13 protein-coding genes, 1 tRNA gene and 1 pseudogene are annotated in these 14,967 nt (G+C 64.0%); 11 read left to right on the top strand and 4 right to left on the bottom strand.

Features of this window, described 5'->3' with window-relative positions:
* Positions 1 to 217: 217 nt before the first annotated feature.
* The 8 genes and pseudogenes from CSW59_RS06480 (at position 218) to CSW59_RS06440 (ending at position 10,190) form a co-directional block, all read left to right on the top strand.
* Entirely contained in the window at positions 218 to 1,294 is a 1,077-nt protein-coding gene (locus CSW59_RS06480) for a Shedu immune nuclease family protein (RefSeq protein ID WP_099443263.1), read from the top strand.
* 241 nt (positions 1,295 to 1,535) lie between these two features.
* Positions 1,536 to 2,489: an IS110 family transposase gene (locus CSW59_RS06475; RefSeq protein WP_099443262.1), complete on the top strand. Its 954-nt coding sequence runs from the start codon at positions 1,536 to 1,538 to the stop codon at positions 2,487 to 2,489.
* A 409-nt stretch (positions 2,490 to 2,898) separates the two neighbouring features.
* Positions 2,899 to 3,183, top strand: a pseudogene (locus CSW59_RS06465) (DUF559 domain-containing protein).
* A gap of 387 nt (positions 3,184 to 3,570) precedes the next feature.
* Positions 3,571 to 4,422 carry a 5-dehydro-4-deoxy-D-glucuronate isomerase gene (gene kduI / locus CSW59_RS06460; RefSeq protein ID WP_201722731.1) on the top strand — a complete coding sequence of 284 codons (852 nt, stop codon included), beginning with the start codon at positions 3,571 to 3,573 and terminating at the stop codon, positions 4,420 to 4,422.
* 32 nt (positions 4,423 to 4,454) lie between these two features.
* On the top strand, positions 4,455 to 5,708 hold the full coding sequence (locus CSW59_RS06455; protein ID WP_099443259.1) for a DUF2264 domain-containing protein: 1,254 nt from the start codon (positions 4,455 to 4,457) through the stop codon (positions 5,706 to 5,708).
* A 108-nt stretch (positions 5,709 to 5,816) separates the two neighbouring features.
* Positions 5,817 to 6,608, top strand: a complete 792-nt coding sequence (locus CSW59_RS06450; protein ID WP_099443258.1) for an IclR family transcriptional regulator — start codon at positions 5,817 to 5,819, stop codon at positions 6,606 to 6,608.
* A 382-nt stretch (positions 6,609 to 6,990) separates the two neighbouring features.
* Positions 6,991 to 9,822 (top strand): TonB-dependent receptor, encoded by a 2,832-nt coding sequence (locus CSW59_RS06445; protein ID WP_099443257.1) that lies wholly within the window; start codon positions 6,991 to 6,993, stop codon positions 9,820 to 9,822.
* 173 nt (positions 9,823 to 9,995) lie between these two features.
* The gene (locus tag CSW59_RS06440) at positions 9,996 to 10,190 is read left to right on the top strand and encodes a VOC family protein (protein WP_201722735.1); all 195 of its coding nucleotides are present in this window, start codon (positions 9,996 to 9,998) and stop codon (positions 10,188 to 10,190) included.
* A gap of 65 nt (positions 10,191 to 10,255) precedes the next feature.
* Here CSW59_RS06440 and nusG read toward each other — a convergent pair whose 3' ends face one another.
* The 3 genes from nusG to CSW59_RS06425 form a co-directional block, all read right to left on the bottom strand.
* Positions 10,256 to 10,813: a transcription termination/antitermination protein NusG gene (gene nusG / locus CSW59_RS06435; RefSeq protein WP_099443256.1), complete on the bottom strand. Its 558-nt coding sequence runs from the start codon at positions 10,811 to 10,813 to the stop codon at positions 10,256 to 10,258.
* A gap of 10 nt (positions 10,814 to 10,823) precedes the next feature.
* On the bottom strand, positions 10,824 to 11,141 hold the full coding sequence (gene secE / locus CSW59_RS06430; protein WP_099443373.1) for a preprotein translocase subunit SecE: 318 nt from the start codon (positions 11,139 to 11,141) through the stop codon (positions 10,824 to 10,826).
* A 64-nt stretch (positions 11,142 to 11,205) separates the two neighbouring features.
* A tRNA-Trp gene (locus CSW59_RS06425) sits at positions 11,206 to 11,281 on the bottom strand.
* Between the two features lie 396 nt (positions 11,282 to 11,677).
* On the opposite strand from CSW59_RS06425, the gene CSW59_RS06420 reads away from it, so the two are divergent.
* Positions 11,678 to 11,878, top strand: coding sequence for a hypothetical protein (locus CSW59_RS06420; RefSeq protein WP_099443255.1), 201 nt, complete (start codon positions 11,678 to 11,680; stop codon positions 11,876 to 11,878).
* 10 nt (positions 11,879 to 11,888) lie between these two features.
* Here CSW59_RS06420 and CSW59_RS06415 read toward each other — a convergent pair whose 3' ends face one another.
* Positions 11,889 to 12,308 carry a hypothetical protein gene (locus tag CSW59_RS06415; protein WP_099443254.1) on the bottom strand — a complete coding sequence of 140 codons (420 nt, stop codon included), beginning with the start codon at positions 12,306 to 12,308 and terminating at the stop codon, positions 11,889 to 11,891.
* A gap of 341 nt (positions 12,309 to 12,649) precedes the next feature.
* On the opposite strand from CSW59_RS06415, the gene CSW59_RS06410 reads away from it, so the two are divergent.
* Both CSW59_RS06410 and glp read left to right on the top strand, forming a co-directional pair.
* Positions 12,650 to 13,573, top strand: coding sequence for a ferredoxin--NADP reductase (locus CSW59_RS06410; protein WP_236632165.1), 924 nt, complete (start codon positions 12,650 to 12,652; stop codon positions 13,571 to 13,573).
* 158 nt (positions 13,574 to 13,731) lie between these two features.
* On the top strand, positions 13,732 to 14,952 hold the full coding sequence (gene glp, locus CSW59_RS06405) for a gephyrin-like molybdotransferase Glp (RefSeq protein ID WP_099443253.1): 1,221 nt from the start codon (positions 13,732 to 13,734) through the stop codon (positions 14,950 to 14,952).
* Positions 14,953 to 14,967: the final 15 nt, after the last annotated feature.

Here is a 14,967-nt window from a genome sequence, read left to right as displayed (position 1 = left end):
AGAAGCCCTCGCTGGTGAGCCGTGGTGCGGGCTTGGCGACCCTTCCACGGATTTGAGCGTGTCGCCGGAGCCAGAGCCCAAACGACAAGCACGCCCCAGGACGCGGGGTCCGGGAGCGAGGCGGGGCGTTTAGCAGGCGGGGGGTGCGGAGTCTAGGGGGATGGGGGAGGCTTGGGCTTAGTAGCCAAGTTTGTGAGAACGGCGTTAAGCTCACGGCATGAGCGAAGACGCGGAATACTTGGCGAACCACCTTCCCGACAAGCTTTACGTGAATCCGGGATCAAAGGGCTCCTACGCTACGATCTGTGGCGAGAGCGAGGAAACTATTGGGGTCCTCGACGTCACCTACCGCTGCAAGCTCGCGGTCAAAGCCTTCTGGGTGAATGAGAAGTCCGATTTCGACACTTTCGCCCTTATCAAGCTCACCCTGCACAAGAGGTATGGCTGGCGCGAAGAGAGCCGCGTTCAGATTACAAAGTTCCAGTTAGCTCAAATTCGCGACTTTCTTAGTATTATCTCCAGCCTTGACCTGAGCGAAGCGCAGAAGACGAAGATATCTCTGCGGAATGTGAGCCTCTCAGCACTTACAAGCCTTCTCAACTCGAATGCGGCGGCCGAGGTGATAACTCAGTTGGCCGAGTCTCCCGACCTGCACCAAGACATCTACGCAGTGGCATCGAAACGGAAAGTTTTGGAAAATTTTGAACGCCGAATGGGCCAGGGACTTAGCGAGCTCGACTGGCAAGAGTTCTTTGAGACTAATCCCTGGATTTTCGGACACGGTCTTCACTACGTGGGTTTGGACAAGGTGTCAGAAACGCTGATGGCAAAGACCACCGGACACGAATTTGACCGGCCCGGAAAAACCGCAGATGCGCTTATGCGAACCCGCGCTCAAGTCAGCCAGTATGTATTCGTCGAGATCAAGAAGGACAGCACGCCGCTGCTACGTCAAACAGCAGAGCCGTATCGGCCCGGTTGCTTTGGCGTGAGTAGCGAGGTTTCTAACGCGGTCACCCAGGTTCAGAAAACCACCTTCGATTTTGCCCGGCGCAGGTTCCGTGACGTTCTGAAAGATGCCGCTGGCAACGACACAGCCGAGTTAGCCTACGCAATTGAGCCACGCAGCTTCCTTGTGGTTGGAAATTCGGCGGAGCTTTCAGGTCATGACGATAAGATCGCTTGCTTCGAGCTTTATCGACGGAACGTGCGTTCGCCAGAAATACTGACGTTCGACGAGCTACTCTTTAGAGCGCGGTTCATCGTGCAGAACCTCGATAATCGAGCCGAATAGAATCGCCCCACTTCGAACGGCACGCTGTCGGACCTCGTAACCCCTCACCCTTGTTTGCCGATGGGATGTTAGGCGTGGGTGTCCGGAAGGTCCGCCCGGCGTTGGCGCGCCAGGCGGACGGTCGGAGAGAGGCCGTTTCACCCTGAGCCGTTAGGGGCTGCGTGGGAGCTGGGCCCTCGTCGACGTTTCAAGACCCGGATGGTTGCAGGGACGACAGGGTCCGCAAGCACAAGGACGGGACATGGAACGGTGTAAGCTTAACACGATCATCGCCGGGATTGATGTGGGGAAGGGTCGCCTCGACGTGGCGCTTTATGGCCGGAGCGAGACGTTGGTGATCAACAATAGCCCGGCCGGGATCGGAAGCTTGCTGGATTGGCTGAAGTCGCACGGCGTCACGCGCGTTGGGCTGGAAGCGACCGGAGGCTACGAACGGGCGGTGCGTGAGGCCATGGGCTTTGCGGGTCTAGAGGTGGTGATGCATCAGCCTCTGGAGGTTCGGCTGTTCGCGCGTCTCAAGCGCATGAAGGCTAAGAACGACCGTCTCGATGCGGCGCTGATCGCTGCGGCGACGGCGCAGGTCGACGCGGTCAGGGCCGCCAGCGATCCTCGCTTGAGCCAGCTAGCCGAGCGCCTGACGGCCTACGAGCAGATGAGCGATCAGGCCGCCCAGATGAAGACCTATCTGGAGCACGTGACGCTGAAGGACATCATCCGCAGCTATCAGGCTCGGATCCGTTCTCTGGAAAACCTGAAGGCTCGGCTGCTTAAGGACATCCTGGCCCTGGTGGCGGTTCATCCCGACTTGGCCCAACGTCTGGCGCTGCTGCGAAGCCTGCCGGGCTTTGGGCCGGTCGTGGCCGTCGCCGTCCTGATCCGCATGCCCGAGCTTGGCGCCCTGGAGCCAGGAAAGGCCGCCGCCCTGCTCGGCGTTGCGCCGTTCGACAGCGAAAGCGGCCAACACAAAGGCCAGCGCTTCATCCAGGGCGGGCGCTCTCGCCCCAGGCGTCTTGTCTACATCGCCGCACTGGCCGCAAAGCGCGTCGATACAGGCTTCAGGGCCTTCGCCGAACGACTGCGCTCAAGGGGCAAGCCTCCTAAGCTCGTCCTTGTCGCCATCATGCGAAAGCTCATAGAGGCGGCGAACCTAATCCTCCGTCAGCAACGCCCCTGGCGCACTCGACCCGCACAATGACATGGTTGCTCCCACCGCTTCGCGGCGGGCCCCGCCCTCTCCCGCTGGGAGAGGGGTCATGACACCGACCTCCGCGAGGCCGGACCAAACCTTACATCTCTTGGAGGCTGGAGCCTGCGGGGCCGGGCGGGTTGGTCAAGGACCGGCCTCCGCGCGGCGGCGCTGCGCGCCGTCCTTGAGCAACCCGCTCAGCCCCGCGATCGTCTCGCCGTGAGATGTAAGGATGGCTCCTTCTTCGGGGAGAAGGGGCGCCACGCGAAACCCCTCTCTCTGGAGAGAGGGAGGGGCCCATCACGACGCAAGTCGGGATGGGAGGGTGAGTGGAACGCCGTCGGCCAGAAACCCCGCTTCTTTTGGTTGAAGCTCCGTCGGTGACCCTCGCCATCAGACCCAGACCTTAACCGAGAAGATCCTTTGGAAACTGGTCCGCGACCGCAGACTGGGCGGCTTCAAATTCACGCGACAGCGCCCGATCAGTCGCTACTTCGCGGACTTCGTCTGCGAAGCCGGCAAGCTGATCGTCGAGCTGGACGGCGCGGCGCATGAGGGACGCTAGGATTACGACAACCAGCGAACGGAAACGCTAAAGCGGTTGGGCTACAGGGTCGTGCGGTTCCCTAACGCCCGGGCCCTGGCCGACCCTGGCGGGACGGCCGATGACATTCTGGCGGCGCTTCGTTCGGCGACGGTGTGACCACTCAACCCTCCCACCGCTTGGCGTGCGGGGCTTGAGGACGGCGAGCGACAAAGCCGCCCCGCCTGTTGACCGCCCCGGTTGCAGATCGTCGAGGCCGGGCTCTTGCCTGGCAGGCGTTGTGTTGACCCAGACCGTTCCGATCTGATCTCCATCGCCAATCATTCCAGTAACGATCTCCACTTGCTTCTGACGCGCAGAAACGTTGCATGGGCAGAAATCATGGCGAATTGAATGCGCCCCAGCCTTCCAGTCCAATTTGATCCGTTCCGATTTGTGGACTTCTATTTCAATAGATGACTATCATGCAGACCTGCCGCCCGCTTCGGCGCTCCGTCGAAATCGGCGCGGGCTCCGGGCCCGCCCCCTGGCCTTCGGATTTTGCGCTTGGATTACAACAAGGTCTTCTACGCCACGCATCCCAGCGCGATGGTTGGCGCCAGCAATCAGGACCTACGTGATCGGTACCTGATCGAAGATCTGTTCCTCCCCGGCGCGATCAGGCTCAACTACCTGCATCAGGAGCGCCTCGTGATCGGCGGCGCCGCGCCGCTGGGCGAGGCCCTGGCGCTTTCCGCTATCGCCGAACCGCCCTCCCAAGAGGGGCAGCCGTTTCTCGCGAGCCGGGAGATGGGCGTCGTCAATATCGCGGACGGCGCCGGATGCGTCAGGGTGGACGGGCGGAGCTTCGTTCTTGAGCCCCTGGACGCTCTCTATATCGCGCGGGGCGCCGTCGACATCCGGTTCGAAAATGTCGACCCGGCGCGGCCGGCGCGCTTCTACCTGGCCTCGACGCCTGCCCACGCCACCTTCGAGACCAAGTTGGTGTCCACGACGACCGCCATCCCGCTGGAACGGGGGGCGCGCGAGACCGCCAATCACCGGATCATTCATCAGCTGGTCGTGCCGGGCGTCTGCGCCTCGGCGCAGCTGCTGTTGGGCTTGACCGTCCTGCAGCCCGGCAGCGTGTGGAACACCATGCCACCGCATCTGCACGACCGCCGGTCGGAGGCCTATTTCTATTTCCGCTTCGCCGAGAAGGGGCGAGTGGTCCATTTCATGGGCGAGCCTGACGCGACCCGAAGCCTCGTGGTCGACAACGAGCAGGCCGTGATCTGCCCGCCCTGGTCAGTCCATTGCGGCGTTGGCGCCGGCAGCTACGCTTTTATCTGGGCGATGGGCGGCGAGAACCTCGACTATCACGACATGAATGCGCTCGACATCTGCCAGCTACAGTGAGGGCGGGGCGGCGAAATTGGGGAGGGTGAAATATGCATAAGCGCGACTTTATGAAGGCGGCCCTAGTCGGCGCAGCGTCCCTGGGCGCCGGCGGCGCGGCCGAGGCCGCCAAGCCGACTCCCGCTCAGATCGACGACCGCGCCTACATGGCCGGCCTGCTGGAGAAGATCGCCAGCCCGGTCCTGTCAGCCATGTCGAAGGGCGAGCTGAAGAAGACCTTCCTGCTGGAGCTCAGCCCCACCTGGGATGGGCGCGATCCTAGCGTGGCCTATCTGGAGTGCTTCGGACGGATGATCTCTGGGCTGTCGCCCTGGCTGGCCCTGCCCGAGGACGACACCGCCGAGGGCAAGGTTCGCAAGCGGCTCGCCGAACAGGCGCTACAGGCCTACGCTCATTCGGTCGATCCCAAGAGCCCCGACTACCTGACCTGGCGGATTCACGGCCAAGCGCTGGTCGACTCCGCCTACTTCACCCAGGCCCTGTTGCGCGCGCCCAAGGCTCTGTGGGAGCCCCTGGACGCGACGACCAAGAAGCGCATCGTCGAGGAGATCAAAGGGGCGCGGCGGTTCAATCCGCCGATCAGTAACTGGCTGCTCTTCGCGGCGATGAACGAGGCCTTTCTGTTGCAGATCGGCGAGGAAGCCGATCCGCTGCGCCTCAACGCCGCCGTGCGGGCGATCAACGACTGGTACGTGGGCGACGGCTGGATCAAGGACGGGGCGAGCTTCCACTTCGACTACTACAACGCCTTCGTCATGCATCCGATGATGATCCAGGTGCTGGAGATCATGGAGGCCAACAAGGCGCCGTTCTGGAAGGACAATCTGACGAAATGGCGCGAGCTGGCCGTCAAGCGCGCTCAGCGTTACGCCGAGCACCTGGAGCGGTTTGTCTCGCCGGAAGGGACCTTCCCGCCGTTCGGTCGGTCGCTGACCTATCGCACCGCGGCGTTCCAGCCGCTAGCGCTGCTGTCCTTGCGAAAGCAGCTGCCGACCAAGTTGTCGGAGGGGCAGGTTCGATCCGCCCTGACGGCCGTGCACAAGGCCATCTTCCGCCATGAGAGCAACTTCAAGGGCGGCTTCCTGACGATCGGCTTCGCCGGCCACAACCCCGCGCTCGGCGACTGGTATTCGAACAACGGAAGCATGTACATCACGACCGAGGGCTTCCTGGCCCTGGGGTTGCCCGCGACCGACAGCTACTGGACCGCGCCTGCTCAGCCCTGGACGCAGAAGCTGGCCTTCGCGGGGCGGCCGTTCCAGAAAGACTACCCCGTCGACTACTGAAACGGAATGGCCGTCCACCACGGGCCGTTGCATTTTTCAGCTCGTATCGTATCACTATTCGGTACGGCCTGCGGCAATGTCGCGGCGGGTCCTGCGTGAATGGCTATGATGAACGACTACGCCCCGACGGAAGCGGATGAGGCCTCTTCGGCGCGGACGAACGTGGGCGCCCAAACCCTGTTCAAGGGGCTGGAGGTGCTCAGTCGGGTGGCCAAGGGCGACAACTCGCTCGGCAAGATGGCCAAGTCGCTGGACTTGAACAAAACGACAGTCCACCGCTTGGCCTCGACCCTGGTTGAGGCTGGCTTCCTGTCATTCTCGCCGCGCGAGGGCTATGCGCTGGGGACCAAGCTGCTGGAGCTGGGATACGCGGCTTCGCAGCAGATCACCTTGACCCGCGTCAGCCACGATCACCTGCGCCAGCTGTCAATCGACACCGGCGATACGGTCAATCTGGGCGTGCTCGAGCGCAACCAGGTCCACTATATCGACAAGATCCCCGGCACGCGCCGCATCGAGGTGCGCTGCGTTGTCGGCGAGCGCCAGCCTTTGCGCCACACGGGCCTGGGCAAGGCGCTGCTGATGGACGAGAGCGAAGATGTCCTGCGCGAAGTCTTTCTGCGCGAGGCGGCCGCATTCCCGCGCTATCGTTACGACCTGCGCCAGTGGCTGGAGGTGATGGCGCGCTATCGCGCCCTCGGCTACGCGCTGGATCTCGACGAGAACGAGGATCATATCCGGTGCGTCGCCGCGCCCATTCGTGACATAGGCGGCAAGATTGTCGCCGCCGTCTCGGTGTCCTCGGTCGCTCAGTACATGGACGACGCACGGATCGAGACCGTCGCGGCCTACGTCAAGGAAACCACTCAGAAAATCAGCGCTGAGTTCGGCTACCGCTGAAACAGCCTTTGAGTCTGTCTTTCAGGGCGCAGCGGCCGACCGCGCGTCCTGCCTGCTCATGTCCGAGAGGCGATTTTATGTTGCCAACGCGCAACAACGTTCGCTGAAGCGCGGGGCGGCGCTAAAAATCATACAAATGATGTTCCTATATATGTTGCATCGCTTCTCTATGTGTTACGCCTGACGTCAGAAGCGAAAAGCTCGGACGTGAGGAAACATGCCTGGACCCGCAAGGCGGCCTTAGCCGCCTCGGCGCCTTGAAGGCGCCTGTTCTCGATTTTCGAAACGCGCCGCCGATTGGCGGAGCCGCCCCCTCAAAACGCTTGTTTGGAGAGGGCTTGGGGAAGTTGCGCGGCGAAGCACGCCGCCAGGGGAGGGAAAAATGAAGAAGCAACTGATGTTGACGACGATGCTGGCGTTAGGCTTAGGCGGCGTCGTGACGACAGCCTGGGCCCAGACGGTTGCGCCTGCGGGGCAGGACACCGTCGACGAGGTGGTGGTCACCGGCTTCCGGTCGTCGCTGCAAAAGTCGCTGAACCTGAAGCGGGACGCGATCGTGGTCCGGGACTCCATTGTGGCCGAAGACATCGGCAAGTTCCCAGAAGCCAACGTCGCCGAGGCCCTGCAGCGCATCCCGGGCGTGTACCTGAGTCGTGACGGCGCCTCGAACGAAGGCCAGCGTATCTCCATTCGCGGCCTCGGCTCGGACTACAACGTCACCACCATCAACGGCGCGCCGGTCCGCGCGACCTCGTCCAGCAACGTCGGCGGCTCGTCGCGCGACTTCAACTATGACGTCTTCGCCTCGGAACTGTTCGGACGGGTGGACTTCTACAAGACGCCGCTGGCCGAACTGGAGGAAGGCGGGATCGGCGGCGTCGTCGATCTGCAGACGCCGCGCCCCTTCGATAGCCCCGGTCGCCACATCCGCTATCAGGTGGTGGGCTCGTACAACGACAAGTCCAAGCACCTGGATCCGGCCGGCTTCGCGCTGATCTCCAACACCTGGGGCAATTTCGGCGCACTGTTCGCGCTCGCCCACTCCAAGAGCGTCAACAACCGTTCAGGCTTCGAGGCGACCGGCGGCTACAACAGCCACGCCCTGGGCAGCCAGTCGCCCAACAAGGGGCCATTCGCGGTCACTCTGGACTTCGCCGATCCGCGCTATAACCGCGGCTCCCTAACCCAAGCGCAGATCGAGAACGGCTACCTGCCGCGCTTCTACCGCTACTATGGCGGCGAGAACACGCGTGAGCGAACGGGCGCGGTCGGGTCGCTGCAATATCAGAACGACAAGCTGAACATCAGCGTCGATGGCCTGTATTCCAAGCTCCAAGACTCGCTGGACGAATACACCTTCGGCCTGCCGATCCGGAACTCCAAGACCACCAACACGGCCGCTCAGGCGGGCGGGCCCGGGCACAACGGCCTGGTGCCGATCAATGTCACCCTCGACACCGCCACGAACCTGCTGGAGGGCGCGTTCGGCAACACGTCCTATCTGGGTGAAAGCTATTTCTACAACTCGCAAACCGAGTTCAAATTGGCTTCGTTCGACGCCAGCTATCAACTGACGGACAAGCTGAAGGTCACGGCCCAAGGCAGCCTGAGCAAAAGCGACGCCTACTTCACCGGCAACCGCCTGATCGCGAACCTGTACGGCGTAACGACCACGATCGGCTACACCGACGACCACGTCTATCCGGGCCTGTCGGCGCCAGGCGTCGATTTCACCAACCCCAACAACTACCAGGACTTTGGCGTCGGCTTCGACTGGCGCCGCGAGATCGACAAGGAAAAGACCGCCAAGCTGTTCGCCGACTGGGACTACGGCCTGTTTGGCGTCGAAGGCCACCTGAAGGGCGGCTTCTCATATGTCTCGACCCGCAAGAACACCACCAAGCGCAACGCCACGGCGGCGGGGACGGCCAAGATCAACACGCTGGGCGCGACCGCCCTGCGCGCGGCGATGCTACGCGAGGTGCCGCTGGACAACCTGGTGATCGGCTCGGGCTATCCGCAGGCGTGGGCGACGTTCAGTCGCGACTACGTGATGAGCACCTTTGATCCGATCGGCACGGCCAAGGCCACGCCGATCGACTTCAACGCCAGCTTTGGGGCCGAGGAGGAGATCAAGACCGCCTTCGTGCAGAGCGACCTCAAGCGCGAGATTCTCGATCGCGAGCTGCGGGTCAATGTCGGCGTGCGGTATTCCGAGACCAACACCCACATCGACAACTATCTGCGGCAGACCAACGGCGCGGTGACAACATATGTGCCCAACCAGGCGGACGGCTCGTACAAGAACACTCTGCCGTCTGCCAGCTTCGCCTACGACGTGACCGATAAGCTGATCTGGCGCGGGTCGTGGGGCAAGACGATCACCCGTGCGTCGCTGTCGATCATCGCGGCCAATACGGTGATCCCGAACATCTACGACACGCGCGCCACATCAGGGAATCCGGACCTGCTGCCGCAGACCTCGACGAACTACGACACCGGCGTCGAGTGGTACTTCGGTCGCGGCGGGATCCTGAGCGCCGGCTTCTTCTGGAAGGAGCTCAAGGACACCACGGTCTCGACCACGACCACCGTGCCGTTCTCGTCGCTGGGTCTGCCCGACACGGCCCTGGCGCCGATCTTCCAAAACCCCGCGACGGGCAAGGTTGATCCCAGCCTGCCGATCACCCTGGCCACCTACTATAATCAAGGCTCGATCAAGCTGGACGGCTACGAGCTGGCCTACCAGCAGTCGTTCGACTTCCTGCCGGGGATCTGGAGCGGCCTGGGCGCCCTAGCCAGCTTCACCCACGTCAACACGTCCGGCTACGACTACAAGACCACAGGCGGGAAGATCCTGAACGTCAACACGGTGCCGAAGTACTCCTACAGCCTGACGGGCTATTACGAGAAGGGGCCGTTCGGACTGCGCCTGTCCTACAACTACAAGGCCAAGAACATCATCGAGACCACCAACAATGGCTCGGATCTTCAACGCTGGCATTCCGGCGTGGGCTTCCTGGACGGCAATGCGACCTACAAGATCAACGACAGCATCGAGGTGCGCCTCGATGCTCTGAACCTGACCAATGCGCTGACCTATGACTATTTCGACGACGTCAGCGGTCGATACGGCGACGGTCGCAAGACCCGCATGGACTACGCCAAGTACAATGGCCGCACGATCAAGTTTGGCGTACGCGGTCGGTTTTAGCGCTCCCTCCAAAGGAAGGTACGAACGCCTCTTTTGAAGAGTCCGCGAGCGCCAGAGCATTTTCCGATAAGTGTGAAACGGTTATCGGAAAATGCTCTAAAATTTTGAATGAGAGCCCTTTCCGATCTGATTGATCCAATCAGATCGGAAAGGGCTCTAGCCCGTAGGCGGCGCTGCCGACGCCGGGCTCGCTGGACCTGTGTTTCATCGCCGACCAACCGCTGGACGCTGTGATCGCGATCCTGGCGGCCAAGGGCGTCGCGATCGTCGAGGGGCCCGTCCAGCGCACTGGCGCGACCGGCCCGATCCGCTCCATCTACCTGCGCGATCCCGACGGTAACCTGATCGAGATCTCGGAGCAGCTTTAGCGCAAAGCAAAAGCCCCGCGCCTTGCGGGCGCGGGGCTTTCGAAGCTTCGGGTCGGATAAAGCGCTTAAGCGATCTTCTCAACTTGGTTGTATTCCAGCTCGACCGGGGTCGCGCGGCCGAAGATCGAGACGGTGACACGCAGGCGGGCCTTTTCCTCGTCCACATATTCGACAGCGCCGTTGAAGCTGGCGAACGGGCCGTCGGTGACGCGAACGTTCTCGCCCACCTCGTACAGCACCACGGACTTCGGAGCGGCGACGCCCTCCTCGATCGTGCCGATGATGCGCTGGACTTCCTTTTCGGAGACCGGCATCGGCTTGGAGCCGCTGCCCAGGAAGCCCGTGACCTTCGGGGTGTTCTTGATCAGGTGGTAGGCTTCGTCCGAGAGGTTCATCTTCACCAGGACGTAGCCCGGGAAGAACTTGCGCTCGGCGTTGACCTTACGGCCGCGGCGGATCTCGACGACATCCTCGGTCGGGACCAGGATCTCGGAGAAGTTCTCCTCCAGGCCCTGGTTCTTGGCCTGCTCGCGGATGCTCTCGGCCACCTTCTTCTCGAAGTTCGAGTAGGCGTGGACGATGTACCACTTGTGGTTCGGGTTCGAGGCGGTTTCGGTGCTCATCGTCTCTATCTTATCTCGCGGTGGCCAGCTTCAGAAGCTGGTTCACGCCAAAGCCCAGGGCGCCATCGACCGCCAGGAAAAACAGCGACGCCATCACCACCATGATGAAGACCATCACCGAGGTGATCCAGGTCTCCTTGCGGGTGGTCCAGGTGATCTTGCGGGCCTCGGCGCGGACTTCGCGGAAGAACTGGACCGGGCTGGTGCGCTTCTTGGGGGCAGCGGGCGCTGCGCCCGCCGTCGCGGCGCCGGCGGGCGACATCGCCGCGGCCGTCTTGGCGGCGCGGTTCTTCATCGCGGACGGGCTGGATCCCGGTTTCCTGGCCATGCTCTTGAAGCTCACGACTTTCTTAGACGCGCGGGCCTTCGAGCGACCCGTCGGAAACATATAGTGGCAGGAGTGGGGGGACTCGAACCCACGACTTTCGGTTTTGGAGACCGACGCTCTACCAGCTGAGCTACACTCCTGCAGACCGACCGCCCTTTCGGGCCGACGGACATCCAGAGACAGACAGCGCGCCGGAAGGCTTGAAGCCTCGGCGCGCCATGTTCTGTCGCCAGAGCCGCGCCATTTAGCAGGGTCGAATGCGGCGGGCAAGCGGCGCGCGGGAGATTGCGCGATGGAAGGGGGTTTGGGGTGGGGAAAGTCGCCGCGATCTAGAAGTGGCCTTCCTCGCCCTCGTGGCGAGGACCCATGTCGGCGGCCAGCGCGGCGACGCCCGTATGGCGCGGCCGAAAAGCCAAGAAACAAAGGAAATGCGGCGCGGCCGACACATGAGTCCCGGGCACAAGGCCCAGGAAGGCGGGACTTGCGAGCCTTCGAGCAGGTTCGGATCGAACGCTCCCGCCGGGCGTTCTTCCGTCATGCCCACGATCAACAGCCAACCGCCCTCGCCCAGCCCCTCCCCATCCGGCCGCCCGTCGAATCGGGAGGTCGAGCAGGAGAACCAGCGGGCCGACTCGCCCGAAGGCCAGCCGCCCCGTCCGGCGACCGAGCCGCCAGGCGCGGCCGACAGCAGCCGATCGCCGAAGACCCGGACCGATCCGGGCTCCGGCGAGAGCTAGCGACGGGGAGCTACCCCGCCTTCTCGGTCTTGCCCTTGGCGTCCTTGTCGGTGGCGGTCGAGGCCGTCGACGGCAGGGTCGCGCCGCACTGGATGCCCAGATAGGACCACTTCACGTCGGTCAGTTGCCGGCCGCACTGGGTGTTCTTGCCCCGGTCCTTGCCGCGCAGCGAGATCGCCACGCCCTTGGACAGATCCGGCGCTGGGCTGGCCGTGCTGATGTCGTAATAGCCGCCACCGCGGCCCTTCACGACCAGGCAGTTGGTGTTCTCGACGGGGCGGACACAGCCCGAGGCCGTGACTGGCGTGGCCTCGACGACCACCTGATTGGCTTGAGCGACCTTCGTCTTCGCGCCGCCTTCGCTGCAACCGGCCAAACCAAACGCTACTAAACCGGCCGCCGCGGCGGCCCCTACGAACCAAACCCGCATACGTTCCTCCGTATCGTTGGCTTCGCGAACGAAGCAAAAGCAAGTCTGCGCCCGGTTTGAACCCCCGGCAATCAAATTTTTGCCGTATTCGCAAGGACGGTTTGTCGCTGTCGACAAAGTCGAGAAAACCTCGCTTTCAGTTATCCGACTTGCTGGTCTTTCTTTCGCAACGCAGCAGGATGCGAAGCAATCTCATTCACATCTTGAATCCCGGCTCGACGACTGCAGACAACCAGACATTCCCGACCTTGCCTAAGGGCGCCGCCTGCCCGCTCCGGAGCGGAGATTTTCGGGCGCCGGCATTAGACAACCGTCATTGACAGGATGTCGGCCTTGCTCGCATGAGACAGCCGCCGCCTCAGGGCCGTGGCGGCTTCGCTCTTTTTTTCGCGCCTCCCCGCGCCTTAGAATCCCGAAGAGTTCAGATGACGGCTGCCTCTCCCGCCGCTCCCGCGCCAGCAGCGCCCGTGAAGGACGCCCCCTACTTCGTCGAGAAGGTGCTTTGGGTGAAGCACTGGACCGATCGGCTGTTCAGCTTCGCCATCACCCGCCCGGCCAGCTTCCGCTTCCGCTCGGGCGAGTTCGTGATGATCGGCCTGCCGCCGCGCGAAGAGCTGGGCGAGAAGAAGCCGATCCTGCGCGCCTATTCGATCGGGTCGCCGTCCTTCGCCGAGGAGCTGGAGTTCTTCTCGATCAAGGTTCCCGACGGCCCGCTGACCTCGCGCCTGCAGCAAATCAAGGAAGGCGACGAGATCCTCTTGGGCAAGAAGCCGACCGGGACGCTGGTTCTGGACGCCGTGCGTCCGGGCAAGCGCCTCTTCCTGTTCGGCACCGGCACAGGTCTCGCGCCCTGGCTGTCGGTGGCCCGTGATCCGGACGCCTACAGCCGCTTCGAGCGCGTGATCGTCGCCCACGGCGTGCGCGAGGTGCAGGAGCTGGCCTATCTCGACCTGTTCACCGCCGACATCTTCGACGACCCGCTGGTCGGCGACGAGGCCCGCGCCCAGCTGACCTATTATCCGACCGTGACCCGCGAGGCGTTCGAGCGCCAGGGCCGCTTCACCGACCTGATCCAGAGCGGTAAGCTGTTCAGCGACCTTGGCCTGGAAGGCGACAAGTTCGACCCAGAGCACGACCGCGCCATGCTGTGCGGCTCGATGGCCATGATCAAGGACACCGCCGCCCTGCTCGAAGCCCACGGCCTGAAGGAAGGCTCCAACGCAGAACCCGGCGACTTCGTGATCGAGCGGGCGTTCGTGGGGTAGTAGGGTTGCATCCCTCTCCCCTTGCGGGAGAGGGTGGCCGCATAAGGCGGCCGGGTGAGGGGTCGCGCTCCGTCGTCCGGACAGGCCTTTCAACCCTCATCCGGCGCTTCGCGCCACCTTCTCCCGCAAGGGGAGAAGGACCTCGTGAGGATGGCTGCGTGACCGACTCCCCCTCCCTCCGAAACCTCACCGTCGAAGACGCCCGCGCCCGGATCCTCGCCGGCGCCGCGCGCCTTGGCGTCGAAGCGGTCGCGCTGGAGCAAAGCCTCGGCCGCGTCCTCGCCGCGCCCGTCACCGCACCCCGCGCCCAGCCGCCGTTCGACGCCTCGGCCATGGACGGCTGGGCGATCCGGTGGGTGGACTACGCGCCCGGCAAGGCCTTCGCGGTCGCCGGCGAGAGCGCCGCCGGGAAAGCCTATCCCCGCGCCGTCCAGGCCGGCCAGGCCGTCCGCATCTTCACCGGCGCCCCGGTTCCGGCCGGCGCCGACCTCGTCATCATCCAGGAAGAAGCCGTCCGCGACGGCGACAGCGTCCGCTTCGAGGCCGGCGAGGATCCCAAGGTCAACATCCGGCCCGCCGGCGGCGACTTCCAGGCTGGGACCGTCCTGCTGGAGGCCGGCGCGGTCATCGACCCCTGGCGGCTGTCCCTGATCGCCTCGGCGGGTCTCGCCGACGTCCCCGTCGCCCGCCGGCCGCGCGTGGCGATCCTGGCCACGGGCGACGAGCTGGTCCCGCCGGGCCAAGCGCCCCGCCCCGACCAGATCTTCGAGAGCGGCTCGTTCAGCCTGGCGGCCCTGATCAACGCCTGGGGCGGCGAGGCTTTCCGGCTCAGCGCCCAGGGCGATGACGCCAACGCCATCGCAGGCGCGGTGGCGCCCGTCGAGGCCGACCTAGTCGTCACGATCGGTGGCGCCTCGGTCGGCGACCACGACCTGGTCAAGCCGGCCCTGAAGACCCTGGGCCTGACCCTCGCCGTCGAGACCGTGGCCGTACGCCCCGGCAAGCCGACCTGGTCGGGCGCTCTGGACGACGGCCGCCGCGTGCTGGGCCTGCCGGGCAACCCGGCCTCGGCCCTAGTCTGCGCCGAGCTCTTCCTGCGCCCCCTTCTGGCGGCCCTGACCGGCGCCGATCCGCAAGTTCGGCTGAACGCCGCGCGCCTCATCGCCCCCCTGCCCGCCACCGGCCCGCGCGAGCACTGGATGCGCGCCAACCTGGCCATAGACGCCGAGGGCCGTTTGACCGCCAACCCCTTTCCGGACCAGGACTCGTCGCTGATCGGCGTATTCTCCCGGGCCGACGCCCTGCTGCGCCGCAGGCCTGGCGCCCCCGCCGCCCAGGCCGGCGACATCGTCGAAATCCTGCCACTTCAAAGAGGTTGAAAAGGCGACGCGGCG

This window comes from Caulobacter sp. BP25, assembly GCF_002737755.1.
Taxonomy (GTDB): Bacteria; Pseudomonadota; Alphaproteobacteria; order Caulobacterales; family Caulobacteraceae; genus Caulobacter.
The sequence above is the reverse complement of the archived record's forward strand: the minus strand, read 5'-3'. Positions and strand labels throughout refer to the sequence as shown.

Excerpts from the sequence above, each read along its gene's own strand:
- CSW59_RS06445 (WP_099443257.1), top strand. The coding sequence starts at position 6,991 with ATGAAGAAGCAACTGATGTTGACGACGATGCTGGCGTTAGGCTTAGGC.
- CSW59_RS06450 (WP_099443258.1), top strand. The coding sequence starts at position 5,817 with ATGAACGACTACGCCCCGACGGAAGCGGATGAGGCCTCTTCGGCGCGG.
- CSW59_RS06475 (WP_099443262.1), top strand. The coding sequence starts at position 1,536 with ATGGAACGGTGTAAGCTTAACACGATCATCGCCGGGATTGATGTGGGG.
- secE (WP_099443373.1), bottom strand. The coding sequence starts at position 11,141 with ATGGCCAGGAAACCGGGATCCAGCCCGTCCGCGATGAAGAACCGCGCC.
- CSW59_RS06410 (WP_236632165.1), top strand. The coding sequence starts at position 12,650 with ATGAGACAGCCGCCGCCTCAGGGCCGTGGCGGCTTCGCTCTTTTTTTC.
- nusG (WP_099443256.1), bottom strand. The coding sequence starts at position 10,813 with ATGAGCACCGAAACCGCCTCGAACCCGAACCACAAGTGGTACATCGTC.
- CSW59_RS06415 (WP_099443254.1), bottom strand. The coding sequence starts at position 12,308 with ATGCGGGTTTGGTTCGTAGGGGCCGCCGCGGCGGCCGGTTTAGTAGCG.
- CSW59_RS06420 (WP_099443255.1), top strand. The coding sequence starts at position 11,678 with ATGCCCACGATCAACAGCCAACCGCCCTCGCCCAGCCCCTCCCCATCC.
- CSW59_RS06480 (WP_099443263.1), top strand. The coding sequence starts at position 218 with ATGAGCGAAGACGCGGAATACTTGGCGAACCACCTTCCCGACAAGCTT.
- CSW59_RS06455 (WP_099443259.1), top strand. The coding sequence starts at position 4,455 with ATGCATAAGCGCGACTTTATGAAGGCGGCCCTAGTCGGCGCAGCGTCC.